This is a genomic window from Streptomyces sp. NPDC049915, assembly GCF_040656475.1.
Classification (GTDB): domain Bacteria; phylum Actinomycetota; class Actinomycetes; order Streptomycetales; family Streptomycetaceae; genus Streptomyces.
Genome location: NZ_JBFAMH010000006.1, coordinates 148,105 through 173,356 on the forward strand (window position 1 = coordinate 148,105; position 25,252 = coordinate 173,356).

At 71.0% G+C, this 25,252-nt stretch carries 20 protein-coding genes; 13 read left to right on the forward strand and 7 right to left on the reverse strand.

The annotated features are described in order from the left end of the window. Positions 1-54 precede the first annotated feature (54 nt). The 4 genes from uppS to AB0J12_RS12835 all read right to left on the reverse strand — a co-directional run bounded on the left by uppS (position 55) and on the right by AB0J12_RS12835 (position 4,415). Positions 55-768: a polyprenyl diphosphate synthase gene (gene uppS, locus AB0J12_RS12820; RefSeq protein WP_363264305.1), complete on the reverse strand. Its 714-nt coding sequence runs from the start codon at positions 766-768 to the stop codon at positions 55-57. A 404-nt stretch (positions 769-1,172) separates the two neighbouring features. Beyond that, on the reverse strand, positions 1,173-2,036 hold the full coding sequence (locus tag AB0J12_RS12825; protein WP_363264306.1) for a carbohydrate ABC transporter permease: 864 nt from the start codon (positions 2,034-2,036) through the stop codon (positions 1,173-1,175). Continuing rightward, complete coding sequence (locus tag AB0J12_RS12830; RefSeq protein WP_363264307.1) at positions 2,033-3,004, reverse strand: sugar ABC transporter permease; 972 nt, start codon at positions 3,002-3,004, stop codon at positions 2,033-2,035. The genes AB0J12_RS12825 and AB0J12_RS12830 overlap by 4 nt, the downstream gene beginning before the upstream one ends. An 88-nt stretch (positions 3,005-3,092) precedes the next feature. Then, positions 3,093-4,415 (reverse strand): extracellular solute-binding protein, encoded by a 1,323-nt coding sequence (locus AB0J12_RS12835; protein ID WP_363264308.1) that lies wholly within the window; start codon positions 4,413-4,415, stop codon positions 3,093-3,095. Positions 4,416-4,682: 267 nt separating this feature from the next. Between AB0J12_RS12835 and AB0J12_RS12840 the strand changes: the two genes are divergently transcribed. Further along, positions 4,683-7,103, forward strand: coding sequence for a glycoside hydrolase family 2 protein (locus tag AB0J12_RS12840; RefSeq protein ID WP_363264309.1), 2,421 nt, complete (start codon positions 4,683-4,685; stop codon positions 7,101-7,103). Beyond that, positions 7,100-8,131, forward strand: coding sequence for a LacI family DNA-binding transcriptional regulator (locus tag AB0J12_RS12845; protein WP_363264310.1), 1,032 nt, complete (start codon positions 7,100-7,102; stop codon positions 8,129-8,131). Before AB0J12_RS12840 ends, AB0J12_RS12845 begins: the two co-directional genes overlap by 4 nt. 72 nt (positions 8,132-8,203) lie before the next feature. Here AB0J12_RS12845 and manA read toward each other — a convergent pair whose 3' ends face one another. Then, positions 8,204-9,433: a mannose-6-phosphate isomerase, class I gene (gene manA, locus AB0J12_RS12850; protein WP_363264311.1), complete on the reverse strand. Its 1,230-nt coding sequence runs from the start codon at positions 9,431-9,433 to the stop codon at positions 8,204-8,206. A gap of 357 nt (positions 9,434-9,790) precedes the next feature. Here manA and AB0J12_RS12855 point away from each other — a divergent pair, with 357 nt between their 5' ends. The 5 genes from AB0J12_RS12855 (at position 9,791) to AB0J12_RS12875 (ending at position 18,053) form a co-directional block, all read left to right on the forward strand. Next, positions 9,791-10,951: a cellulase family glycosylhydrolase gene (locus AB0J12_RS12855; RefSeq protein WP_363264312.1), complete on the forward strand. Its 1,161-nt coding sequence runs from the start codon at positions 9,791-9,793 to the stop codon at positions 10,949-10,951. A gap of 166 nt (positions 10,952-11,117) precedes the next feature. After that, complete coding sequence (locus tag AB0J12_RS12860; protein WP_363264313.1) at positions 11,118-11,288, forward strand: hydrophobic protein; 171 nt, start codon at positions 11,118-11,120, stop codon at positions 11,286-11,288. 384 nt (positions 11,289-11,672) lie between these two features. Beyond that, positions 11,673-13,964, forward strand: coding sequence for a tetratricopeptide repeat protein (locus AB0J12_RS12865; RefSeq protein ID WP_363264314.1), 2,292 nt, complete (start codon positions 11,673-11,675; stop codon positions 13,962-13,964). Between the two features lie 191 nt (positions 13,965-14,155). Beyond that, positions 14,156-15,193, forward strand: coding sequence for a helix-turn-helix domain-containing protein (locus AB0J12_RS12870; protein ID WP_363264315.1), 1,038 nt, complete (start codon positions 14,156-14,158; stop codon positions 15,191-15,193). A gap of 37 nt (positions 15,194-15,230) precedes the next feature. Beyond that, positions 15,231-18,053, forward strand: coding sequence for an AAA family ATPase (locus AB0J12_RS12875; protein WP_363264316.1), 2,823 nt, complete (start codon positions 15,231-15,233; stop codon positions 18,051-18,053). Between the two features lie 155 nt (positions 18,054-18,208). On the opposite strand, the gene AB0J12_RS12880 is transcribed toward AB0J12_RS12875, so the two are convergent. Further along, complete coding sequence (locus tag AB0J12_RS12880) at positions 18,209-19,132, reverse strand: LysR family transcriptional regulator (RefSeq protein ID WP_363264317.1); 924 nt, start codon at positions 19,130-19,132, stop codon at positions 18,209-18,211. A 246-nt stretch (positions 19,133-19,378) separates the two neighbouring features. On the opposite strand from AB0J12_RS12880, the gene AB0J12_RS12885 reads away from it, so the two are divergent. From AB0J12_RS12885 to AB0J12_RS12910, 6 genes are all read left to right on the forward strand, one after another. After that, on the forward strand, positions 19,379-19,933 hold the full coding sequence (locus AB0J12_RS12885) for an SgcJ/EcaC family oxidoreductase (RefSeq protein WP_363264318.1): 555 nt from the start codon (positions 19,379-19,381) through the stop codon (positions 19,931-19,933). A gap of 180 nt (positions 19,934-20,113) precedes the next feature. Continuing rightward, the gene (locus tag AB0J12_RS12890; protein WP_363264319.1) at positions 20,114-20,920 is read left to right on the forward strand and encodes an alpha/beta hydrolase; all 807 of its coding nucleotides are present in this window, start codon (positions 20,114-20,116) and stop codon (positions 20,918-20,920) included. Further along, positions 20,917-21,453 (forward strand): MarR family transcriptional regulator, encoded by a 537-nt coding sequence (locus AB0J12_RS12895; protein ID WP_363264320.1) that lies wholly within the window; start codon positions 20,917-20,919, stop codon positions 21,451-21,453. The genes AB0J12_RS12890 and AB0J12_RS12895 overlap by 4 nt, the downstream gene beginning before the upstream one ends. 165 nt (positions 21,454-21,618) lie before the next feature. Further along, entirely contained in the window at positions 21,619-22,635 is a 1,017-nt protein-coding gene (locus tag AB0J12_RS12900) for a helix-turn-helix domain-containing protein (protein WP_363264321.1), read from the forward strand. Positions 22,636-22,679: 44 nt separating this feature from the next. Next, positions 22,680-23,618 carry an alpha/beta hydrolase gene (locus tag AB0J12_RS12905; RefSeq protein ID WP_363264322.1) on the forward strand — a complete coding sequence of 313 codons (939 nt, stop codon included), beginning with the start codon at positions 22,680-22,682 and terminating at the stop codon, positions 23,616-23,618. Positions 23,619-23,628: 10 nt separating this feature from the next. Then, the gene (locus AB0J12_RS12910; protein WP_363264323.1) at positions 23,629-24,348 is read left to right on the forward strand and encodes a WYL domain-containing protein; all 720 of its coding nucleotides are present in this window, start codon (positions 23,629-23,631) and stop codon (positions 24,346-24,348) included. Between the two features lie 188 nt (positions 24,349-24,536). On the opposite strand, the gene AB0J12_RS12915 is transcribed toward AB0J12_RS12910, so the two are convergent. Next, on the reverse strand, positions 24,537-25,097 hold the full coding sequence (locus AB0J12_RS12915) for a DinB family protein (protein WP_363264324.1): 561 nt from the start codon (positions 25,095-25,097) through the stop codon (positions 24,537-24,539). Between the last annotated feature and the right edge of the window lie 155 nt (positions 25,098-25,252).

Here is a 25,252-nt window from a genome sequence, read left to right on the forward strand (position 1 = left end):
GCCCGTCGCGATCCGTGGCGCCGGCGCTGTCGGGGGAGCCGCTGTCTGGGTGGGTCACGGTCGGGGGTCTCCGTTCTGGTGCGGGAGCACGCCGCCGAAGCGGCGATCGCGTTGCTGATAGGTGTGCAGGCACTCGAAGAAGTGCGGTGCGCGGAAGTCGGGCCACAGCACCGGTGGGAAGACCCATTCGGCGTAAGCGACCTGCCACAGCATGAAGTTGGAGATGCGCTGCTCCCCGGACGTCCTGATCACCAGGTCGACGTCCGGGGTGTCCGGGAAGGGCAGATGCGCGGCGAAGCGCTCCTCGTCGACGGCCTCGGCCTGCACACCACTGCGGATGAGGGAGCGTGCCGCCTCGACGATGTCCCTGCGCCCGCCGTGATCGAAGGCGACGGTCAGTGTCATGCCCCGGTTGTCGCCGGTCAGCGTCATCAGGTCGGCGAAGTCCCGCGCCAGTGCCGGGGGCACCCGCGGGTCGGTCACGCCGAGGAAGCGGCAACGGATCCCGCGCGCATGCAGCAGCGGTGCGTGTTTGCGTACGACGCGGCGCACCAACTGCATGAGGAAGTCGACCTCGGTGCTCGGGCGACGCCAGTTCTCCGTGGAGAACGCGTACAGGCTCAGCCATCCGACTCCGGCCGACCGGGCCGCCTCGATCACGTCGATCACCGACGTCTCGGCGGCCCGGTGTCCCGACGTCCGCGGAAGCGAGCGCCGCGCGGCCCAGCGTCCGTTGCCGTCCATCACACAGGCGACGTGACGGGGCACCTTGGGCGATGGCCCGGCGTCCGGGCCAGGGGAGGGGGCAGCCCCGACAGCATGCCGATGTGTCACATCCGCCCCCCAGAAAACTGACTGTGATCCCTCTTCGCGATCACTCCCAGCAGAGTGTCAGCACAAGTCCGGCCAGGCGGTGCCGCCTGCGGCACTTCACCCGTGGCACGCCTGTGCGACATGGGGACGCGCAACGGTCTCCGGCTCCCGGAGCGCTCCCCGGGCGGCCGGAGACCGCAGCGTGCGTCGATGTGCTGTTCTTGCCTCTTGAGGGACGAGCGGTAGGACGAGCAGTAGGCGTACGAGGTCGCGCCGGACGCGGCAGCGGCGCCCTGCGCGACGCGGCCACCGCGACTCGACCCACCCCCACAGCGTTCCGAACCGCCCCGGCACCGCCGTTACTTGCTCGCTCCCTGGGCGAACCCGTTGTAGATGTAACGCTGCAGGAAAAGGAACACCACCAGCGTCGGCACGATCACCAGGATCGCCCCGGCGGAGATGGTCTCCCAATGCGCGCCGAAGGGACCCTTGAAGCGGTACAGGGAGGTCGAGATGGTGCCCAGGTCCTCCGAGGGCATGTAGAGGAACGGAATGTAGAAGTCGTTGTAGGTGGTGATGCCCTTGATGATGACGACGGTGGCGATCGCCGGCTTCAGCATCGGGAAGATGATCTTGCGGTAGATGGTGAAGGCGTTGGCGCCGTCGAGCCTGGCCGCCTCGTCCACGGACACCGGGATGCCCCGGATGAACTGCAGGAAGATGTAGATCGACACGATGTCCGTGCCCATGTACAGCAGGATCGGCGCCCACCTGGTGTCGAAGAGACCGAAGCTGTTGACGACCTGAAAAGTCGCCACCTGGGTCGTCACCCCCGGCACCAGGGTGGCGATCAGGAACAGCGCCATGACCAGCTTCTTGAACCGGAACTCGAAACGGTCGATGGCGTACGCGGTCATCGAGCCGATGATCACTGTGCCGGTGATCGAGAACAACAGGATGAAGGCCGTGTTCCCGAGGGCCGTCAGCATATGGCCGCCGGAAAAGGCGGTGGCGTAGTTGGAGAAGTTCAGCCAGTCGTGGGGCAGCGCCAGGGCGCCCTGCCCGTCCGCGACCTCTCCGGACGACTTCAGTGAGGTCAGGAACACCACGGTGAGCGGTACCAGGACCACGAGAGACGCGGCGATCAGGACCAGATAGGTCAGCGTGGTGGCGACGCCGAGGCGCCGCCGCGGCCGCCGCCGAGCGGGGGCGGTGATGGTCATACGATGTCCACCCTCTCGTCGGGCACGAGGCGTCGCTGGATCCAGGTGACCAGCAGGATGATCGCCAGCAGCACCACCGCGCACGCGGAGGCCAGGCCGGTCTTGTTGAACTGGAAGGCGAACTTCACCGTCTGGATCACGAAGGTCGAGGTGCCGGTCGCGCCGGTGGTCATGATGTACGGGATCTCGAAGACGGACAGCGAGCCGGAGATCGCCAGGATGACGCTCAGGCTGAGCACGGGCCGGATGCTCGGCGCGATGATGTGCCGGAACTGCTGCCACCGGCTCGCACCGTCGAGCTGGGCGGCCTCGTACAGTTCGCCGGGGATCGACTGGATGGCGCCGAGGAACAGGACGAAGTTCAGGCCTGTGTAGCGCCACACGGACACCCCCGCCAGCGAGGTGTTGGCCGACTCGGGACTGCTCAGCCAGGCGTGGTCGCCGTTCGCGCCGAACCAGGACAGCACCGAGTCGAGGGTGCCACCGTCCTGGAAGAAGTAGAGGAAGACGAACCCGATCGCCACCCCGTTGATCAGGTAGGGGAAGAACAGGATGCCCTTGAACAGGTTCCTGAAGCGCAGGTCGAAGCTGAGGACGGTGGCGAAGTACAGGGCGATCGCGATCTGTACGACCGACGCCGCGAGGTAGTACAGGCTCACCGCGAAGACCCGGAACAGCTCGGGGCGGGTGAAGAGTTCCGTGTAGTTCTCGGCGCCCACGAAGGAGCGGTCGGGGCTGACGCCGTCCCAGTCGGTGAAGCTGTAGTAGATCATGTCGCCCACCGGCACATAGGTGAAGGTGACCAGGAGGGCGACGGGGACCAGCAGGAACAGCCAGGGAGTGAGCCGGCGCAGGGACTGGTGCCCGCGGCTCCGGGCGCCCGGGGCCTGACGCCGGCCATGCCGTGTGCCGCGGTCCTTTTCGGTGACCGGCGTGGGCGGTGAAGCGGTGGAAACGGTACGGGTCATTGCTGGCCAGGGCCTTTCGTCGTCCGCTGGGCGCTGGATGGCCGGGTCCCGTCGGGCGCGAGCGCGCGGGGACCCGGCGAACGGGGTTTCAGTTGCCGGCGGTCTGGCGGGCCTGGGTCCAGCGCTTGTTCAGATCGTCGAAGTAGTCCTGGAGTGAGCCCTTCTGGGCGCCGCGGGCGAGGTCGACGAGCTTCTGCCGGTAGTCCTGCTGACTGAGCCCGATCTCCGATGCCTGGTCGACGGCGTTCACCTCGGCGGTCTTCGCCTCGGAGCGCTCCACCATCTTGACATCGTTGTCAATATATTCTTCGAGCGTCACCGGAAGCGCATCGGCCCTCAGGGCGGAAACGGCGCCCTCTTTGGCGGAGTAACCGGACTTCTCGGTGAACCAGTCGATCCACGCCCGGGCCGCGCCCTTGTTCTCGGAGTGGATGTTGACGGCCTGCTGGTAGTCGGAGACGAGCGTGGAGCAGAAGGTGCCGCCGACCTGGCCCGGGTAGGGCATGAAGCCGATGTCGTCCGGGTTCCGGCCGGCCTTCCGGGCGGCCTCGCGCATCTGGTTGACGGCCCACGAGCCGAGCATCATGGAGCTGATCTGCCCCTTGGCGAGCAGGGTCTTCGAGCTCTCCCAGTTGGTGGTCGTCGGGTCCTTCTCGGCGAGCTTGTCGTGCACGATGTCGTACAGCAGGGAGTCGAGCGCGTACAGGTCGCTGCCCTTGACCCACGGCTTGTCCGTGGCCGCCAGCTTGTCCGACGCCTGGCTGTCGCAGCTGACGGCGCCGACGCTGTTGGTCCAGGGGCTGGTGAGCGGCCAGCCGTCCTTGAAGTTCGTGTAGTAGGGCGTCGCGCCGGCCTTGTCCTTGACGGCTCGCAGGTCGCCGAGAAACTCCTGTGCCGTCTTCGGCCAGGCGGTGATGCCGGCCTTCTTCCATACGGCCTTGTTGTAGACGAAGCCGTTGGCGGTGCCGAACGTGGCGATGCCGTAGACCCTGCCGTTCACGTCGGTCTTGTCGGTGAAGCGGTAGGTCTGCTTCATGTCGCCCGTGGATCCGAGCGGCGCGAAGAACTTCGGGTAGTCGCCCTTGGAGACCGCCGCGGGGATCAGCAGGACGTCACCGTAGTTCTCGGTGTTCATCCGGATCTTGACCTCCCCCTCGTAGTCGGTGATGGCCTCGAACTTGACCTTCACCTTCGGGTAGGTCTTGTTGAACTCGGCGGCGTACTTCTTCATCGTGCCGTCCTGCACGAGATCCGTACGGTTGGTGAGCACCGTGATGGCGCCCGAGGCGCTGTCCGGGTTCAGTGGCGCGGCCGCCGTCTCGTTGGCGTTGGGCGTCCCTCCTCCGCCGCACCCGGCGACGGTCACCATCGCGATGGCCAGCAGAGCGGCGCTCCGTGCTTTTGTCCCCATATGCCCCACTCCTCCATGGATCACGGCTCGGGCTTCCGGTGGTTCTGCGGCAGCATGTCAGTCGGAAGTGAACCGGTAAAGTTGCAGGCCCTGTCGCGATACATAATCGTTACCTTGATGGGGGAAGTGATGGGCTAACCAGCACCTCAGTCACAACCCCAACTTGCCGATGGGCTGCGATAGGGGACTAGACCGGTTCAGTTGCGGGCGTTAGGTTGGCTCGCGCTGCTACACGTTGACAGGCCCGCACGGTCGAAGGAGCCGCACATGAAGGAAGTCGTCCAGCTCTCCGAGGGATGGAGTCTGACGCACGAAGGCGAGTCACTGCCCGCCCATGTGCCCGGATGCGTCCACACCGATCTGCTGGCCGCCGGGCTGATTCCCGACCCCTTCCTCGGGCAGAACGAGCGGGAGGTGGACTGGGTCGGGCGCCGGGCGTGGACGTACGGCCGCGACCTCGGCGCCGCCGACACGGCCCAGGAAGGCCACGAGCGTACCGACCTGGTCTTCGACGGCCTCGACACCGCCGCCGTGATCACACTCGACGGGCGCGAGCTGGGACGCACCCGCAACATGCACCGCCGCTACCGGTTCGACGTCACCGGCCGACACGGCCGGCTCCACGTGGAGTTCACCTCCGCCTACGACGAGGCGGAGTTCGTCCGTCTGCTGACCGGCGACCGGCCCAACGTCTATCCGGAGCCCTTCCAGTACATCCGGAAGATGGCGTGCAGCTTCGGCTGGGACTGGGGGCCGACCCTGGTCACCGCCGGGATCTGGCGCCCCGTACGCCTGGAGAGGTGGTCGACGGCGCGCCTGGCACAGGTGCGGCCGCTCGTGACCGTCACCGACGACGCGGGCACGGTGGAGGTGCACGTCGACGTCGAACGCACCGAGCAGGGCGAGGGCCGGCCTCTCGAAGTGCGTGCCTCGGTCGCGGGAGCCCAGGTCCGGACCGTGGTGGAGGGCGACAGCGCGGTGCTGACCCTGCGCGTGCCCACGCCCGAACTGTGGTGGCCTCGCGGGTACGGTGCCCAGCCCCTGTACGACCTGGACGTCAGCCTGGTCGACACCGGCACGGACCGGCCACTCGACTCCTGGCAACGGCGTACCGGCTTCCGCAACGTCGAACTCGACCGCTCCGCGGACGAGCACGGCACCGGATTCACCCTGGTCGTCAACGGTGTACGGATCTTCGCCCGCGGCGTGAACTGGATCCCGGACGACGTCTTCCCCTCCCGGGTCACCCCCGAGCGCTACCGCACCAGGCTGCGTCAGACGGCCGAAGCCGGCGCCGACCTGGTGCGCATCTGGGGCGGCGGCATCTACGAGGACGACGCCTTCTACGACGCCTGCGACGAACTGGGCCTGCTGGTCTGGCAGGACTTCCTGTTCGCCTGTGCCGCCTACCCGGAGGAGCAGCCGCTGCGCGGAGAGGTCGAGGCCGAGGCGCGCGACAACGTTGTCCGCCTCATGCCGCATCCCTCCCTCGTGCTGTGGAACGGCAACAACGAGAACCTCTGGGGCTTTCGCGACTGGGACTGGGAAGGCTCCCTCGCCGGTGACTCCTGGGGCGCGGGCTACTACCTCGGGCTGCTGCCCCGGATCGTCGCCGAGCTGGACCCCACCCGCCCGTACGCCGCGGGCAGCCCGTGGTCGGGCTCCTGGGACCATCACCCCAACGACCCCGCGCACGGCACGCACCACTCCTGGGAGGTGTGGAACCGCCGCGACTACGCCGAGTACCGCGACACGGTGCCCCGTTTCGTGGCGGAGTTCGGCTGGCAGGCGCCGCCCGCCCTGGCCACCCTGCGCCGCGCGCTGCCCGGTGAGCGCCTCGCCCCCGACTCGCCCGGCATGCTGCACCACCAAAAAGCCGACGACGGCAACGGCAAGCTGAACCGCGGCGTGGAACGCCACTTCGTCCTCCCCGAGGGCGACTTCGACCGCTGGCACTATCTCGCCCAGGTCGTGCAGGCACGGGCGGTGGCCGCCGGGATCGAGCACTGGCGCTCGCACTGGCCGGTCTGCGCGGGCACCGTCGTCTGGCAGATCAACGACTGCTGGCCGGTCAGCTCCTGGTCCGCGATCGACGGCGACGGCCGCCTCAAACCGCTGTACCACGAACTGCGCCGGGTCTACGCCGACCGCCTGCTGACCCTCCAGCCGTCGGCCGCCGGCCCGGTCCTGGCCGTGATCAACCAGTCCGCCGAGCCCTGGCACACGACGCTGACCGTGCGCCGTATGCACACGGACGGCACGGTGATGGCGGAGCGCACGCTCGACGTCACCGTCGCGGCGCGTACGGTCCACCGGCAGAGCGTGGACGCGGATCTCGCGCCGGACGCGGCCTCCGCCAAGGAGTTCCTCGTCGCGGACGCCGGCTCGCTGCGCGCCGTGCACTTCCCCCTCCGGGACAAGGAGTTCGCCTACCCCGCCCCCGACTACGACGTGAGCGTGACCTCCGCTCCCGGCGCCGTTGGCGGTAATGTCGAGGTCGTGGTGACAGCACATACCCTCGTTCGCGATCTGCTCCTGCAGACCGACCGGCTCGGACCGGACGCCGTCTGCGACACGGGGTTGCGCACGCTCCTGCCGGGCGAGCGGGCCCGCCTGAGGATCCGGGGTGCCGTCGAGACGGGCGCCAACGCCGTACGCGCCGCTCTGTTCTGCGTGGAACCGGCGTGAGCGCACCGACGGACCGCGTCACCATCAAGGACGTCGCCGCCGCGGCCGGGGTGTCCAAGGGGGCGGTGTCGCTCGCGTTCAACGGCAAGCCCGGAGTCTCCGAGGCGACCCGGGAGCGGATCTTCGCGGCCGCCCGAAGACTGGGCTGGGCCCCGAACTCCTCGGCCCGCAGCCTGTCCCGGCAGTCCGTCGACACGATCGGGCTCGCCATCTGCCGCCCGGCCCGGCTGCTCGGTCTCGAGCCCTTCTACATGGAGTTCATCTCCGGCATCGAGAGCGTGCTCGCCGAGCGCAACTGCTCACTACTGCTGCGGCTGGTCGGCTCCCTGGAGGAGGAGATCGGCCTGCAGGAGCGCTGGTGGCGCGAACGCCAGGTCGGCGGCTCGATCCTGGTCGACTTCCACCAGAGCGACCCGCGGATCGCCGCCCTGCGCGATCTGGGGCTCCCGGCCGTAGCCGTGGGGCACCCCCGGCTCACCGGGGGACTGCCCTCCGTGTGGACCGACGACGGCCCGGCCGTCGCCGAGGCGGTGCGCTATCTGGCGGCGCTCGGACACCGGCGGATCGCCCGCGTGGGCGGGCCCGGTGGTCTGGGGCACAGCGCCATCCGTACGGACGCGTTCGAGCGGGCGATGCGGGAGCTCGGACTGGACGACGCGGTGCACATCGAGACGGGCTTCTCGGGCGAGGAGGGCGCGCGGGCGACACGCTCCCTGCTGCTGTCGTCCCAGCGCCCCACGGCGATCGTCTACGACAACGACATCATGGCGGTCGCCGGCCTGGGCGTCGCCGCCGAGATGGGCGTCGCCGTACCGGACGACCTGTCCCTGCTGGCCTGGGACGACTCGCAGCTGTGCCGGCTCACCCATCCGACACTGTCGGCGATGAGCCACGACGTGCACACCTTCGGTGCGGAGGTCGCGCGGCTGCTGTTCGACGTGATCGCCGGGCAGGACGTCGCCTCCCGGCCGGCGGACACACCCCAACTCGTACCGCGCGGCTCGACCGCACCGCCGCCCCGCACGTAGCGGACAGGGCACGCATGACCCGAGGGGCCGCGACGCGCGACGTCGCGGCCCCTCGGGTCATGGACATCGTTGTCAGACCGTACGCGTCAAAGGTGCGCTTGCATCGAGCGCAGGGGATCCCGCGCTCGCCACGAACAGTGTCCCGGTGCCTTGCACCGTGACGCCCTCGTCGGAGTCGGGGACGAAGCACGAGGCGCCCGGACCGAGTGTGAGGGTGTCACCCGCCGGTCCGCTCAGCAGGGCCGAGCCGTCGAGGCACAGGGCGACACGAGGCCCGGACGCAGGAGTCAGCGGCGTCGGTGAGGCGGACAGGGCGATCCGGTGGAGGGCGAACTCCTCCGCCGGGCAGTCGTAGGAGTGCGTGGTGCCCGGACCGGGAAGAAGCCGCGGCCGGACGGCGGCCACGCGTACCGACGGGTCGGTGATCCGCAGCAGCTCCGGCACGTCGATCTCTTTGGAGGTCAGCCCCGCGCGCAGCACATTGTCGGACGCGGCCATGACCTCCACACCCACCCCCCGCACATAGGCGTGCAGTCCGCCGGCCGGCATGAACAGCGCGGCGCCCGGCTCGACGACTTGGTGCCGCAGCAGGAGGGAGGCCACGAGTCCGATGTCGCCGGGGTGGTGACGCGCCATGCGCGTGACCGCTTCGTAGGGGGCCGCGTACGGCCCGGCCTGCCGGGCGAGTCGGGCACACGAGCGGACGACCTCGTCGACGAGTCTGCCGCGAGTCCGCTCCGGCCACTCGAGCAGAGCGCGCAGTGCGGTGGTCAGTGCCGCTGCACCGCTGTCGGCCTCCAGGAGCGCGGCGACGGGACGCAGCGCGGGCAGAGCGAGCCCGTTGAGTACGCGGGCGGCCTCCTCGCGCGTCCGGAAGCCGGCCAGTACCTCGAACGGGGTCAGCGCACAGAGCAGTTCGGGCTTCGGCCAGTCGTCCGTGTAGGGGCCGCGTCCCGTCCCGGCGAGCTGTGCGGCGAACGCCTCGCGTGCCTGGTTGCGGTCGGGGTGCACCTGGATGGACAGCGGCTGTTCGGCGGCCAGGATCTTGAGCAGAAAGGGCAGCCGGCCACCGAACCGGGCGGCGCAGTCCGCCCCCAGTTCCCGCTCCGGATGGCCGGCCACCACGTCCTGGAGGGTGACCGTCTCTCCGCCGCGCGTGACACGCGCTGGACCCGCCGGATGCGCGCCCATCCACAGTTCCGCCTCGGGACTGGATGACGGAGTGTTCCGTCCCTGTATTCGCGCGAGCGCGGTGCGGGAGCCCCAGGCGTAGTTCTTGATGATCGGTTGCGGTAGATCCACGGAGGTATGTTATCCAGGTCAATCGGGCATTCGCGGGCATGATCGCTCGTTGCTGTTGAACCGGTATAGGACGCATGGCGTACACCTCTCCGCAGAAAATAGGGAGTCATGGGCTCCATTGCAATACTGTCGACATGACCGGTTTAGTTAAGTGCGAGTTTAGCTCTTTGCGCGCCCCGGAATCGCTTGTCAGCGCAACAAGAGATGTCCCGACTATTGACATGGCCGAAACACTCGGTGGTGTTATGGAGGCGTTCCCACGTTGTCGCCCCGCGACGCCCACGGCTCGCCTGAGGGCTCTCGCGTGCCACTCGGCATCCCGTCGTGACAACGTTGTCTCATGTGCGAAAGGAAGACATGGCAACGACCCGTAGAAGCAGGCTCCGCTCCGCCTTCGCCGTTGCGCTCACCGGCTCTCTCGGCCTGCTGATGTCCGCCCTCGGCGGCCTCATCGCCCCGGCCGAGGCAGCCAGTACCGCCACCGGCATCCATGTCTCCAACGGCCGGGTGTACGAGGCCAACGGCAACGAGTTCGTGATGCGCGGGGTCAACCACGCGTACGCCTGGTACCCGACCCGGACCGGAGCCGTCGCCGACATCGCCGCGAAGGGCGCCAACACCGTCCGCCTGGTGCTGGCAAGCGGTGACCGGTGGACGAAGACCAGCAGCTCCGAAGTCTCCTCCCTGATCGCCCAGTGCAAGGCGAACAAGGTCATCTGCGTGCTGGAGGTCCATGACACCACCGGCTACGGCGAGGACTCCGCCGCGACCTCGCTCGACAGGGCGGCGGACTACTGGACCGGTGTGAAGAGCGCGCTGGCCGGCCAGGAGGACTACATCGTCGTCAACATCGGCAACGAGCCCTACGGCAACACCGGTTACGGTGCCTGGACCGACGCCACGAAGAACGCCATCAGGAAGCTGCGCGACGCCGGCATCCGCAACGCCCTCATGGTGGACGCCCCCAACTGGGGCCAGGACTGGTCGGGAACGATGAAGGCCAACGCGGCGTCGGTCTTCTCCTCGGACCCCGATCGCAACACGATCTTCTCCATCCACATGTACGGCGTCTACGACACCGCCGCCGAGGTGCAGGAGTACCTGAACTACTTCGTCGGCAACAACCTGCCGATCGTCGTCGGTGAGTTCGGTGACCGGCGCAGCGACGGCGACCCGGACGAGGACGCCATCATGGCGACCGCGCAGTCCCTCCGGGTCGGGTACCTCGGCTGGTCCTGGAGCGGCAACGGCGGTGGGGTCGAGTACCTCGACCTGGTGAGCAACTTCGACCCCAACTCGCTCACGGCCTGGGGGCAGCGTCTCTTCCAGGGAGCCAACGGCATCGTGGCCACCGCCAAGAAGGCCACCGTGTACAGCGCCGGTGGTTCGGGCGGTGGCACGGCACCGAACGGTTACCCGTACTGCGTCAACGGCAGCAGCTCCGACCCCGACGGCGATGGATGGGGCTGGGAGAACTATCGCTCCTGTGTCGTGCGGGGCGGCGCGGCGGACCACTGAGTCCCGGGCGCGGTGGGGGAGCGGGGCCGCGTCCGGTCAGGTGGCCGCGTCCGTCGAAGGGCGTGCACGCCGCGCCCGTATGCCCTCGACCTCGTGAAAGTAACGCGCCGACCGGGTGTTTGTCGGGGCGTGATGGGAGCACACGACGGCCAGGAGGTTGATAACAATGGTTCCCCTGCTTCTGGTTCTTCTGCTGGCTCTCGTTCTCTTCGGTGCGGGCTTCGCACTCAAGGCCCTGTGGTGGGTCGCGGTGATCGTGCTCGTGGTCTGGCTGCTCGGTTTCGTGGTCCGTCCGGCGGCCGGTGGCGGCCGCCGGGGTCGCTGGTACCGATGGTGACCGCCGGCGCGCACTGAGCGGTTCGAGGCGGCGTCCATGTGACGGCGTCTGTGGGGTGGGTCGGCCCGGAAGGGTCGGCCCACCCCCTTTTTTTGTGCGTCCCGGACGCTGCCGGGGGGATGGCGGCCGCACGGAACAAACGGGGCGTACGGCTTGGTTCGGGCGTACCGGGTGGGCCGGTGGGTACTGGATCGCGAGTCGGCCCCCGTGAACTCCGCAGTGGGAACCTGCGCCTCCTGGTTCGCGGGGGCCGATGCTGCGGCGCGGGAGTGTCCGACGGGCCGCGCCCGCTCCGACGTGAACCGGCCGGTCGGCTTCTTGATCAAAAGCGCTTCCGACACCTCTTACAATGTTCAAGTACAGGGTGGGGTGGAAGGGGCGGATATGTCCGCGCACGACGCGGCTTTCGGGCCGCTGCTGCGGGAGTTGCGGCTGGCGAAGTCGTTGACGATCGAGGCGTTGGCGGACGCGTCCGGCGTCAGTGTGCGCGGCATCGGCGATCTGGAACGCGGACGGCGGGCCGCCCCGCAACGGCGCACGGTCGCCGCGCTCGCGGACGGGCTCGGCCTCGACGACAGCGAGCGGGAGCGGCTGCTCGCCGCCGCCCGCATCGGCCGTACCCCCGGATACAGTCCCGTCGGTGTGCGCTCCTTCCCCCGCGGCATCGACGACTTCGTCGGCCGCGCGGACGAACTGGCGGAGCTGGAGAAACTCGCCGCGGGACCGCCCGCGGTCCATGACGCCGAGAGCGCAGGCGGCGCCACGGACGCCCAGCCCGTCGTCGTCACCGTCCACGGCGCCCCCGGCACCGGCAAGACCACCCTCGCGCTGCGCGCCGCCCGCCGGCTCGCCGACCGCTTCCCGGACGGACAGCTCATGGTGGACCTGCGGGGAACCGACGACACGCCGCCCGGCCCCTCGGAGCTGATGGTCCGCGTGCTCAAGGCCTTCGGCGTGCCCGACCGGGACCTGGCCAAGTCGGGGCCCCAGGCCCACCCGGCCCTCTACCGGCAGGTCCTCGCCGACCGCCGCTGCCTGCTCGTCCTCGACAACGCCCGCGACGAGGCGCAGGTACGGCCACTCCTGCCCGGCGCGGGCCGCACCCTGGTCCTGGTGACCAGCCGCCGCATGCTCACCGGACTCGACGGTGTGCACCGGCTGCCGCTCGGCCGGCTCGACCCCGCCGAGGCGGCCGCGTTCCTCACCGCCCTCGTCGGCGAGGACCGTGCGACGGCCGAACCGGAAGCCCTGCACGAGGTCGCCCGGCTGTGCGAACAGCTGCCGCTCGCCCTCCGGGTCGCGGGCAACTGGCTGGCGACCCGCACCGGTTGGAGCCTGCGCCGGCTCGCGGACCGGCTCGCGCGCGAGGAGCGGCGACTGGACGCGCTGTCCGCCGGGGACATCCGGGTGACGAACGCCTTCGACCTGTCCTACCGCCAGCTCACGCCCGACGCCGCCCGCCTCTTCCGGCGGCTGTCCCTCGTCCCCGGCCCCGATGTCGGCGCCGCCTGCGCGGCCCGGCTCACCGGTCAGGACCTGTACGACGCCGAGGACACGCTGGAGGAACTGGTCGAGGCCGGCCTGCTCGGCACCACCGCGGACCGGTACCGGCTGCACGACCTGCTGTGCCTGTACGGCCGCACCCGGCTCGCCGCCGAGGACGGCGACGACGACATCGAGCGGGCCCGCCGGTCGATGTACCGCTGGCTGCTGGACACCGCCGTCATGGCCGGCCGGTGGTACGAACCCGACCACGGTGCCCCGCCCCCCGGCTGGCAGGGCACCGTCGATCTCTCCAGCGCCGACCGGGCACGCGAATGGCTCCAGGCCGAAGCCCCCAACTGGCTGGCCGCCCTGCACGCGGCCGCGGCGGAGGGCGAGCACGCATCCGTAGTCGAGGTGGCCGAGTCCCTGCACTGGTTCTCGGATCAGTGGATCTTCTGGGGTCACTGGCCGGAGGTGTTCCGCGCCGCCGCACGCTCCGCCGAGGCGCTCGGGGATCCGCTGCTGGAAGCCACGCAGCTCAACTACTACGCCTGGGCGGTACTCCTGTGCGAGGGCCGGCCCCGGGACAGCCTGGAGTACTCCGCCCGCGCGCTCACCGCCGCCCGGCGCGCCGACGACCGCGTCCAGCAGGCGTGGGCGCACCAGTACGCCGGCTGGGCTCACCACCTGCTCGGCGAGCACCGCGAGGCCTTCGGTCACACCACGCACGCCATCGACCTGTTCGAGGCCGCTGGGGACCTGCACGGCATGCTGCAGGCCCTGCTCCGACGCGCCCTGGACCTGGAGGGCACCCGGCGCGACGAGGAAGCGGCCGAGGTGTACCGGCAGGCCCTGGCGCGGCTCGACGAGGACGCCGACGCCTTCCAACCGCACATCGCCGCCGTCACCCGGGGCAACGCGCTCGCGGGCCTGGGCCGCAGCCTCGGCCGGCTCGGCCGCTGGGACGAAGCGGTGCACCATCTGCGGGCCTCGGTGGCGCTGTGCCGGGTGGACGGCAACATCGCGCTGGAGAGCCGCTATCTTCTCTCGCTCGGTGACGTCCTGCTCGACGCCGGCCGTGCCGCCGAAGCGCGTGAGGCGTTCACGCGCTGCATCGCCCTCGGCCCCGACGCCGATCCCCAACGGGTCGCCGAGGCCCGCTCCCGGCTCGCCCGCCCGGACATGCGGTGACCCCGGCCGTCGCCCGACGCAGGCGACCCGGCCACTCTACGCGGGCCCGGGCGGCCCGAGTTGCCCCTGCGCGCACGGCCGTGTTCCGTACGCGCACGCCCGGCACCGCCTCTTTCTGCCTGGAGAGTGCCTGGTGCCCTCACCGGCCGAACTGGTTGATTGCTGCTGAGCGGAGAGAGGGGGAGAATCAGGTGGACCTCGTGCTGTCGACGGACGCGGTTCCCGTCGGGGACCGGCTCGGCCGCTGGCGCGCCGCCCTCGCCGCGGCTCTGTTCCCCATGGCGGTGACACCGCGCGGCGGCGGCCCCTTCGCCGGCCGGATCGCCAGTGGCCGCCTCGGGCACCTGCGCGTCTGCTCCCTGCGGGCCGACGGCCAGCGCGTCAGCCGCCAAGGGCCGGGGGAAGCGCTCGTGGGAATAATTGTCCTGACGGCCGGCACGGTGACCCTGCTCCAGGACGGCCGGCACGCCGCCGCGAGCGCCGGCGACCTTCTGGTCTACGACACCGCTCGGCCGTACAGCCTCGACTTCCCCGACCGGTTCGCCTGCCACATCGTCCACCTGCCCCGCCGTGGGCTGGACGTGTCCGACGACGACCTGAGCCGGATCACGGCGACCGCCATCAGCGGCACCGAGGGTGTCGGCGCGATCCTCAGCCCCTTTCTCGTACGGCTCCTCGACTCGGCGGACTCCTACGGTCCGGCGGTGGCGACGCGGCTCGCGGCCGGTGTCGAGGACCTTTTCGGCACGCTGGTGGCCGAACGCAGCCCGCTCGGCGGCGCCGACAGCGGACGCGGCGAACTCGTGCGGCGCATCCGCGACCACATCGACCGCCATCTGGAGGACCAGGGTCTGACGCCGGAGACGGTCGCCGCAGCCCACCACATCTCCGTGCGCTACCTGCACCGGCTGTTCGAGGACGAAGGCATCACCGTGGCCCGGCTCGTCCAGCGCCGCCGGCTGGAGGAGTGCGCCCGGGAACTGGCCCGCGGAGGCGCCGCGCCCGCCGTGGCGGTGGTGGCGCACCGCTGGGGTTTCGTCAACGCCGCCCACTTCAGCCGGGCCTTCCGCCGGGTGTACGGCCACTCGCCGCGCGAGTGGCGAGGGTTGAGCTCGGCGACCCGTGCGCCGCGCCGGGAGTACGGCGACCCGGCCCGGGATGCCGGACCGGCGGCCCTCACCGGGCGCACCGCCCCTGGTGCGGGCCGGGACACGGACCGTGCGGCCTGACGCGGCGCCGACGCGGGCCGCGGAAGGAGACGGCACGGTGACCGGCGTACAACCGGACGCCCTGTCGCCACCACCCGCGTCGGCCGCGGGGCGCGCCGACGTGGGACCGCCGGGCGAGGCCTCCGCTGCCGCTCTTCCGGCCCGGCACCGCCCGGCGCTCGCCGGCCGTGCCCCGGAACAGGCCCTGTTGCGTCGGGTGCTCGACAACGCCCGCTCGGGCAGCGGTGGAACCGGCACCCTCCTGCAGGGCGCCCCCGGCATCGGCAAGACGGCCCTGCTGGACTGGGCCCACGCCGAAGCGCGCGCCCTGGACTTCACCGTCCTGCGCGCGGTCGGCTCCGAGGCCGAGGCCGGCGTGACGTTCGGCGCGCTGCATCAGCTGCTGTGGCCGCTCACGGGCCGTATGCGGGCGCTGCCGGAGCCGCAGCGGCGGGCGCTCGCCTTCGCCCTCGGGGAGGCCGCGGAGCCGGTACGCGGCGGCTTCCTGGTGGGCGCCGCCGTGCTCGCGCTGCTTGCGGGGGAGGCGCGCATGCGACCCGTGCTGGTCCTCGTGGACGACCTGCAGTGGGTGGACTCCTCCAGCGCGGCCGTGTTCGCGTTCCTGCAGCGCAGAACCGCCGAGGTGCCCCTCGCCTTCGTCAGCGCCGGCCGCCCCGAGGGCGCGACGACGCAAGCCCGGCCCGGCACCGTCGTCGACCTGAGCGCGCTGGACGGCGACGACGCCCGCACCCTGCTGCGCACCCGGCACCCCCACCTGGCGGTCACCACCGCCGACCGCATCCTCCAGGAAGCGGCGGGCAACCCGCTGGCGCTCGTCGAACTGCCCGTGCACCTCCACCCGGACCAGGCGCGCGGCGTCATGCCGCTGCCGAGACGGTTCCCGCTCGGACACCGGCTGGAGCGGCTGTTCGCACCCAGACTGGAGCGGCTGTCCGACGAGGCCGCCCACGTGCTGCTGTACGCGGCCCTCGGCGGCACGGCGGCGACGTGGGTGACGCCGGCCCTGCTGGACGGCCTCGACGCGCGGCGCGCCGACGACGTACTCGACGAGATCGAGACGAGCGGACTGGCGCACCTGGAACCGGACGGCAGGCTCACCTTCCGGCACCCGCTGGTGCGCGGCGCCGTCGTCGCCCGGGCCTCTGGACCCCAACGACGGGCCGCCCACCGCCGGCTCGCCGCCGCGCTGCCGTACGACGACCCGCGGGCGCTCGGGCACGAAGCCGACGCGACCGTGCTGCCCGACGAGGACCTCGCCGGGCGGCTCCAGGAGGCGGGCCGCCGGCTCGCGCTGCGCGGCGGCGACGCCGAGGGCGCACTCCTGCTGCACCGCGCGGCCGCCCTGAGCACCGCCCCCGCGGCCCGCGCCCGCCGCCTGACCTGGGCCGCCGCCATGGCCGCCCGCGGCGGACGGCTGCCGTACGCGGCGAAACTGGTCGAGGAACTGCGCCGCGCGCCCGTCCCCGCCGACAGCGCACCGCTGTACGCCTACGCCGTCGTCTACGTCGACCAGAGTCACCACGTCGACTTCGAGTCGTCGTTCACCCTGCTCCCGCAGGCCCTCACCGCCCTCGCCCGGACGGACCCGGGCGCCGGACCGTTCGACGACCTCGCCGAACAGGTCTACTTCAAACTGCTGCTGGCAACCGTCTACACGTCGGACCCGCGCGGCTGGGCCGCCCTGCGGGCCCACCGTCACCAGGTCTCCGCGCTGGCCGACCTGTGCCGCCGCGCCTGGTCGGACCCCGCCCGCACAGCCCACGGCACCGGCGCCGAACTACGCGCCACGGCCGCCGCCATGAGCCAGGAACAGCAGGCCGGCGCGGCCTGGCTGCTGCTGTGGACGGCCGCCGCGGTCGACATGGCCGACGCCTCCCTGTGGCGCCGGTTCCTCGGCCAGCACGCCTACGCCACCCAGGGCAGCATCGCCAAGGCCGGCGGCTACCAGAACTATCTGCGCGGCGACTGGGACCAGGTCGAGGTGTGCCTGCGCGAGGCCGAGGCGGCCGACGCCCTCGGCTACCACTGCAACGCCCTCCTCTTCCGGCACCACTACGCCCATGTCCTGGCCGGACGCGGTGACGAGGAGGCCCTCCTCGCGCTGGACCGCGCCATCCGGCCGGCGGCCGACCGCGCCCGGATGACGTTCGTGACGGACCATCTCACCCACCTGCGCGCCTTGGCCGCCCTCGCCCACGGCCGCGACGAAGAGGCGTACACCACCCTCGCCGGCCTGACCCCGCCCGGCGTGCTGCCGGCCGGCCTGCCCTGGTTCCACCTGCCGTTCTTCGACTTCGTGGACGCGGCCCTGCGCACCGGACGCACCGGTGAGGCGAGGGCGCACGTGGCGGCGGGCAGCGCGGCACGCATGGGCGACATCTCCCCGCACCACGCGTTCCTGCTGGCCGCCGCCCGAGCACTCGCCGCCGCCGACGAGGACGCCGACGCGCTGTTCGAGGCGGCGTACGCCGTGCCCGGCGCCGACCAGTGGGTGTTCGAACTGGCGAGGCTGCGGCTGGCCCACGGCGTCCGGATGAGCGACCGCCACCGTCCGCAGGCACGGCGGACGCTGGAGCGGGCCCTGGAAACATTCCGCACCCTGCGCGCCACCGCCTGGGCCGAGCGTGCGGAGCGCGCACTGCACTCCCACGCCACCCGGGACGGCGGCGCGTGCTCGCTCACTGCGCAGGAGCTGCGCATCGCCCAGCTCGCGGCGGACGGGCTGACCAACAAGGAGATCGGCGCGAGACTGAGCCTGTCCCCGCGGACCGTCGGCGGACACCTGGCCAAGGTCTTCCCCAAGCTCGGCATCGCCTCGCGCGCCGCCCTGGCGCGGGCGCTGGAGAAGGGCGCCGCATAGCGGCTCACATGGGCCAGGTGTGCCGGGCCTCGTGCAGGGTGTCGAGCAGATGGGTGCGTGCCGCACTGGCCGTGGGGCTGCCGCGCACCTGCTCGAATCATCGGACGGGGAGGGGGAGACCAACAGGTCGTGCCCGCGGCCTCGCCGTCCTGCCGTCACATGCCGAAGTCGGCAGTGATCGCGGCGAGATGGTCGCGCCCGGCAGCGTCCTGAGCGGCACGGTTGAAGTCGTGGATGCAGGGTGTTGTTCGGGAAGCGAGCCAGAGGGGAGCCCACTCGAGCCGTGGTGCATCGCTGAACGGAACGTAGGCGACGTCGGATCGCGCGTAGTAGCGCGTCGCCTGGGAGCCCACGACGAAAGCGCCCTGACCTGCGCCGATGAGGGCCAGGGCCTCTTGGAAGGTCTCGAAGGCGGGACCGGGTTCGATGGGGTGGCCCGCGGGCGTGAGCAGGGGCGTGCGCTCGGCGCGCCAGTGCGCGGGGACCGCTCGGGCCTGCAGAAGCCTCACACCGGGGAGATCTTCGAGGGAGACGGTTTCCTTCCCGGCCAACGGATGCCGGGTGGAGACGGCGAGCATACGGTGCTCGGAGTACAGCACGGGGCCGACGACCATCCCGGCCTCTTCGTGCGGCAGGGACACGATGAGCAGGTCCACATCCCCGTCGCGCAGCCTCGGGTAGGCGTCGGATATCTGCAGTTCCCTGGGCTGCGCCCGGCATCCGGGATGGCGCTCGGCGTACAGCTGAGCCGCGTGGACCATGAGCTGTCCCGAGGCGGCGCCCACGAACCCGACCCGCAGCACGTGCCGGATGCCGTGCGCGGCATCGACCGCCTTCCGCAGACCGGCCCGCAGCTGTTCGTAGGCGGGCAGGAGATCGTCGTGCAACTGGCGGCCCGCGGGAGTCAGACGGACGTAGCGGCTGGTGCGCTCGAACAGCGGCGTCCCGATGTGCCGTTCCAGCTTCTTGATGCTCTGGCTGATCCGGCCGGTTGTCAGATGCAGGCGTTCGGCGGTGCGGCCGAAGTGCAGTTCCTCGGCCAGCGTCAAGAACGCCTCCAGCTCCAGCCGCTCCAGCACCGATCCCCCTCGGTTGAGCCTGGTTAAACGGTCGCGTCACTATCTCATCTTGTTGACGCCGGCGCAGCGTTGCAGTCTTTTCCTGCACCGCTTGCCCATCAGCAACGTGAAGCCCTCTCGCACCCCCGTCACGGCCATGTGCCCGCGTTCGAGGCCCGGACAGGCCACGAGTCGGTGGCCGGGCCGGCTCTCGCCAGAGCGACCCCGTTCAGTCCCGCCCCCGTACCTCGAAGGAGAGAAACACCCGTGAATCCGCTCATCGCCGGAGCGCCCATGCCGCAGGAAGACGTGGACGCCATCGTCACGCTGGTCGCGGAATTCGAGTACGCCCAGCAGAACGCGCTGCCGGACGCGCTGGCGCGCCTGTTCCGCCGGGACGCGCTCTGGCCGGTACCGCACCGGGATCCGCTGGGCGGAGCGGAGGAGATCAGGGCCTTCGTCCGACGTGTCCTTCCCAGCACCCTTCAGCAGCCGCTGACCGTCACCTACGAGGTCGAGGACATCCTCGCCATCCGCCCTGACACAGCAGCCGTCAAGGTCCGTCACAGACCGGTCACCCGCAGCGGTCTGCGTCTGGAGGAGGTACTGCGCACCCACGACGAGCCCGCCGTGCGCGGCGGCTGCGGCAGACCGGGCACGTCAGCCCGCCGATGGGCGTCCTGGGTGGCCGCGAACCCGGACGCCGCCCCGGGTGTCGCCGTGTACGTCCTTGCCAAGGACGAGGGGCGCTGGCGCATCGCCGTGGCCCAGAACACCACGGTGATCGATCCCGAAACCCGTACCGCTCTCACCGCAAGCTGAGACTTCCCCGGCATCAAGGTGAGGGGCACCGTCGGTGACGAGACACCGGCCGGCACCCGAGCCCCACTCACCCGGCCCGAAGACCGCGTCAGGCGCCCAGGTCGCGAACCGAACCGACGGGCGCCCACCCCAGTTCGCCACTCCGGCCACGCCCAGCACAGGGCCGCGAAAGGGATCCGCATGTCCTCTCCATTCACGGTCGCCGCAGCCGACACCCGGCTCTACGGCCTCGACAGCCGCCTGTACGGCCTCGACACTTCCGAAGAGACACCTCCACTGCTCTTCCTCAACGGCGCCTTCGCGACGCGCCGGCAGTGGAGCCGCGTCCTCGAACGGCTCGTCGGCAGGTACCGCACCGTCACCTTCGACGCCCGGGCGCGAGGCAAGTCGGGCCGCTCGTCGGACTGCTCGATCCGAGCCGACATCGACGACATAGACCGCGTCGTCGAAGCGACAGCGCTCCGACGCCCCATCCTGGTCGGCCGGTCCTACGGTGCAACGCTCGCCGTCTGCTACGCCGCCGAGTACCCCGGCCAGGTCGGCGGGCTGGTCCTCGTCGATGGCGCCCATCCCGTGTCCCTGCTCGACCAGGCAGACCAGGAGGAGCTGCGCAGCCGTTTCAGCCGGCGGGGACCGATCGAGCGCATCCTGGCGCCCCTCGGCCTCGTCGCACGGATGACTCCTGAGCAGCGCGCGGAGGTCGTCATCGAAATGGACATCGTCAACGGCGAGTTGTCGGCGGACCTGGCCGCGCTGCGCTGCCCGACCGTCTTCGTGACCGGTGACCAAGGCACCCTGGCCGCATCCGAGCACCACACCGGTCTGAAGCGGGCGGCCGTCGCCAAGGCCGTTGCCGCCAACCCGCACCTCAGCCTCTTCCCCACCAGCCTCGGCGACCACCGGAAGATCCTCAGCATGGATCCCGGTGTCGTGGTCGCCGCAATCGGGGAAGTCGTCCGGCGGTCCGAGTGGGTGAGTCACCGATGACATCGCAGCCACAGCACCGCCACGCCGAGACCGAGCGCCATGGGATGCAGGATCCTCAGCACGAGAAAACTGCATCGCAGGACGCCGGGGACCTCGGCGACGACCAACTGGTGAACCAGCCCGTCACCTACTGGACGGGCGCGGCACACACCGCCCTCGCCTCGTTCGTCGACGCCGAACACGCCTCACTCGGCGTGACCCAGCGACACGGGATGACCCTGAACCGACTCGCCCGTATCGAGGGCGGATTGACCCGCACAGGCCTGACCGAGGCGCTGCGCGAGTACATGACACCTCAAGTCGGCACTGTCTCGACGTACGCCGAGATCCTTGACGACTTGCTCGACCGCGGCTGGATCACCTGCGATGACAGCGGGCGCTTCACGCTGACCGACACCGGTCGCCGAGCCCGGGCCCGGCTAGCGGCAGCCGCTCCCCGCATCCGCGGCCGGATCCACCGCGGCGTCTCCGACGAGGACTACGTCATCGCACTCAGGGTGCTGTACCGCATGATCGCCAACGTGGACCACTGAACGCGTACCCCCGCGTGGCCGCGTGTGTGACATTTCCCTGTGCACACGTCGATCGACCCCTCACGAAGACAGGTCATATGACCTAACCCCTCCCCGATGCCCCCGACCAGGCTGAAGACGTCACGTACCCGTCCCGCCGGGACCGGACGACAGGAAGGGGGCGTCGTGCAGGACGAGGTCAGCACAGCGTCGATGCCGGGGCCGGACCGGGCACGGCAGTGGCAGCACGCGGTACGGCGGCGCCTGGCGCCCGTGGAGGTCACACTGCCCTCGGGTGCCGCGGACTTCCACGGCACACTCGGCTCCGGCGACGCGGGCCGGCTGCGGCTGCTGTCCATGCGGGCCGCACCGCTGCGCCTGAGCCGACCCGCCCCTTCGGCGCCGGACGAGCCGGAGGACCGCCTGGTGCTGCTCGTGCAGAAGGAGGGCACGGGTGCCGTCCGGCAGGACGGCCGCGAGACGGTCGTACGCGCCGGTCAGCTGGCCCTGCTGGACCTTCGCCGGCCCTTCACGCTGGACCAGCACACGCCGTTCCACCTGTACGCCCTGCGCCTGCCCGAGCGCGCCCTCGGGCCGTCGGCGCTGCACGTTCCGCGCGTCACGGGCCGTGCCATCGCCGCAGGCGACGGCGTGGCGGCACTGCTGCGGACCCTCGCGACCGACGTCGCCTGCGGTGCCGCCGCCCTCGCCGACCACGTCAGGGAACGCCTCGCAGGCCACCTCGCGGACCTCGTGGCAACGGTCGTCGACGAGCAGGCACGCGGGCACAGCGCGAGCGCACCCGACACCCCGCGCGCCCTGCTGATCACCGAGATCCGCACCCACATCGACGCGCGGTTGCGCGACCCGGCCCTGTCACCGGCACGCGTCGCCGACGCCCACGGCATCTCCCTGCGCTACCTGCACGTGCTGTTCGAGGACGAGGACACCACGGTGCACCGGCTCATCCAGCAGCGGCGGATCGAGGAATGCGCGCGGGAACTGCTGCGCCGCGCACGCGTCAGCCGCACCATCTCCGCGGTGGCCCGCGGCTGGGGCTTCCAGAACGCCGCACACTTCAGCCGGGCGTTCAAGTCCGTCTACGGCTGCTCACCCAGCGAGTGGCGTGACGCGGGGCGAAACTACGCGGCGACGACGGCCACCCCCGTCCTGCCTCGGGAGTGTGACGCAGCTCTCCGGTAAACGGTGACATGACGTTGTCGCGGACGGCTGCGAACCTGGGCGGCATGCTGATCACAGACGAGGACTGCCGCACCGAAACCCTCGTGTTCAACGAGAAGTTCGAGGCCCGTGCCGCGAGCCGGCCGAGCCGCGAAGGGGCTTGGGACGCGGCTCTGTCGGCCGCCCTGCGGCGCAACCGGCTCGGTGGTGACACGCCGCCGGTGAGACTGCCGTACGGCCGGGACCGGTACGTGGACGACGGCGTGAAGGTACGGGTCTTCGTACCGGACCACGTCGAGGGCGTGTACCTGCACCTGCACGGCGGGGGCTGGGCGTTCGGTTCCGCGGACGGGCAGGACGAGAAGCTGTGGCTGCTCGCCCGGCGGGCTCGGCTGGCCGTGATGAGCGTGGACTACCGGCTCGCCCCGGAACACCCCTTCCCCGCCGGCCCCGACGACTGCGCGGCGGCCGCGCGCTGGCTCGTACGGCACGCCGCGGTCGAGTTCGGCACCGAACGGCTGCTGATCGGCGGCGAGTCGGCCGGTGCCCACCTCGCCGTCCTGACCCTGCTGCGCCTGCGCGACCGGCACGGCATCACCGGCGCCTTCCGCGCGGCCCATCTGCTGTTCGGGCCATACGACCTGTCCATGACGCCGAGTCAGCGATCCTTCGGCTCCAGGCGGCTGCTGAGCAACACCGACTCGCTGCTGCGGACCTATGAGCTGTTCACCCCGGGCATGACGGCGGAGCAGCGCCGAGACCCCGAGATCTCCCCGCTGTTCGCCGACCTCACCGGTCTGCCGCCCGCACGCATCGTCGTCGGCACCGAGGATCCGCTGCTGGACGACTCGCTGTTCCTGGCGGCGCGGTGGCGGGCGGCCGGCGCGCCGGTGCGGCTGGGTGTCGTCGCCGGCGCGATGCACGGCTTCACCCTCTTCCCGCTGACCGTCACCGAACGCGAACAGCGCCGCGAGCTGGACTTCCTGGCCGCTGCGGGACGGTAGCGTCAGCCGTATGAACCGTACCGCCCGGCTCTACGCCCTGGTCGAGGAGTTGCGCGCGGCAGCGCCGCGACCGGTGACGGTCTCCGCGCTCGCCGCCCGGTTCGAGGTGAGCGCGCGCACGGTGCAGCGTGATCTGCAGGCACTCATGGAGTCCGGGGTCCCGGTACGCACCACGCCCGGGCGAGGCGGCGGCTGGTCGATCGACCCGCGGATGACCCTGCCCCCGATCCACCTCACCGCCGACGAGGCCGCGGCGCTGACCGCCGCGCTCGCCGCGGCCGACGCCCGGGCGCCGTACGCCGGTGCGGCCCGCACGGCGGCGCAGAAGATCGCGGCGGCGATGACCGGCCCGGCCGCGACGGCGGCACGGCACCTCGCCGAGCGGATCGTCACGCTGCCCTCGTCGGCCGACACCGCCGTCCGGACCGCGGTGGAACGGGCCCTGTCCACGCGCACGGCGCTGCGGCTGTCCTACGCCGACGCGGCCGGACGCCACAGCGAGCGTGTGGTGGAACCGGCCGGGCTGCTCACCGCCGACGGCCGGTGGTACCTCATCGCCTGGTGCCGCACGCGACAGGCCGGACGGGGTTTCCGGCTCGACCGCATCACAGCGGCGGCTACGACGTCCGAGCAGGCGGAGCCCCACGATGTGGGCGCACTGCTGCGCGGCTCGGCCGGGGCCGACGCCGTCCGGCCCACGACGCTGGCCGCCCTCGGCCGTCTGCCGTGACCGCCGGCGGCGCGCTTTCGCGGTGGCGTACGGGAGGAGGCCGGCCCGGTGCGGTAGAGACTCGCAGCGCTGAGGAACCGGCCGTACTCAGTGCGAAGAAGTCCGCGCTGTCGGGGGACAGCCCGTCGTCGACCATGGCGCACAGACGAGGGCTGCTTCTGCGCACCGCCGTCAGCCGTGCGCCGTGCTCACTGTCCCACGCGTCCGTCCACGCACTCGCGCAGCAGGTCCGCGTGGCCGCAGTGGCGGGCGTACTCCTCGATCCTGTGGACCAGTAGTTCCCGTACGGCGATCCGCTCCCTGCCCACGTGCTCGCCCAGGTTCGGATACTCGGCCAGCACGGCGTCGGTCGCGGCCTGCTCACGCTCCAGGTCGGCGAACGCGGCGTCGATCACGGCCTGTTCGCCGACCGCCTCGTCGAAGTCGGCGTCGCGCTTGCCGTACAGCTTGGGCAGCGGGTCACCGTCGGTGATCCAGTTGCGCCAGTCCCGTTCCACCTCGGCGACGTGCCGGACCAGGCCGAGCAGGGACATCGTCGACGGCGGAACGGAACGGCGGGCCTGCTGCTCCGGGCTGAGTCCCTCGCACTTCATGCGCAGGGTCAGGCGGTAGTTCGTCAGGAAGTCCTGCAGCGTCGGCAGCTCGCCGTCCGGGGTGGGACCTTCACTGTTGCGGGGATCGTCGTCGGGATTCGCCCACATGTCGGGGTAGACGGTCGCCTGGGTCCATCGCGCGGGTCGCTCAGTCATACGTGTCATGATCCTCGACAACTGCCCCGGATTGCCACCGAGTTGTCCCCTCCTCGCGATCGGCGCGGGCGCGCCGGCGGTCGGCTGGTTGCTGACCCCGGCTGAATCACCAGTCAGTGCGCACAGTCATTGACAGGGGGGCGCCCTCCGAATAT

Coding starts and splice junctions, on each gene's coding strand:
- AB0J12_RS12825 (WP_363264306.1), bottom strand. CDS start 2,036: ATGACCATCACCGCCCCCGCTCGGCGGCGGCCGCGGCGGCGCCTCGGC.
- AB0J12_RS12830 (WP_363264307.1), bottom strand. CDS start 3,004: ATGACCCGTACCGTTTCCACCGCTTCACCGCCCACGCCGGTCACCGAA.
- AB0J12_RS12835 (WP_363264308.1), bottom strand. CDS start 4,415: ATGGGGACAAAAGCACGGAGCGCCGCTCTGCTGGCCATCGCGATGGTG.
- AB0J12_RS12840 (WP_363264309.1), top strand. CDS start 4,683: ATGAAGGAAGTCGTCCAGCTCTCCGAGGGATGGAGTCTGACGCACGAA.
- AB0J12_RS12855 (WP_363264312.1), top strand. CDS start 9,791: ATGGCAACGACCCGTAGAAGCAGGCTCCGCTCCGCCTTCGCCGTTGCG.
- AB0J12_RS12860 (WP_363264313.1), top strand. CDS start 11,118: ATGGTTCCCCTGCTTCTGGTTCTTCTGCTGGCTCTCGTTCTCTTCGGT.
- AB0J12_RS12865 (WP_363264314.1), top strand. CDS start 11,673: ATGTCCGCGCACGACGCGGCTTTCGGGCCGCTGCTGCGGGAGTTGCGG.
- AB0J12_RS12890 (WP_363264319.1), top strand. CDS start 20,114: ATGTCCTCTCCATTCACGGTCGCCGCAGCCGACACCCGGCTCTACGGC.
- AB0J12_RS12895 (WP_363264320.1), top strand. CDS start 20,917: ATGACATCGCAGCCACAGCACCGCCACGCCGAGACCGAGCGCCATGGG.
- AB0J12_RS12905 (WP_363264322.1), top strand. CDS start 22,680: ATGCTGATCACAGACGAGGACTGCCGCACCGAAACCCTCGTGTTCAAC.
- AB0J12_RS12910 (WP_363264323.1), top strand. CDS start 23,629: ATGAACCGTACCGCCCGGCTCTACGCCCTGGTCGAGGAGTTGCGCGCG.
- AB0J12_RS12915 (WP_363264324.1), bottom strand. CDS start 25,097: ATGACTGAGCGACCCGCGCGATGGACCCAGGCGACCGTCTACCCCGAC.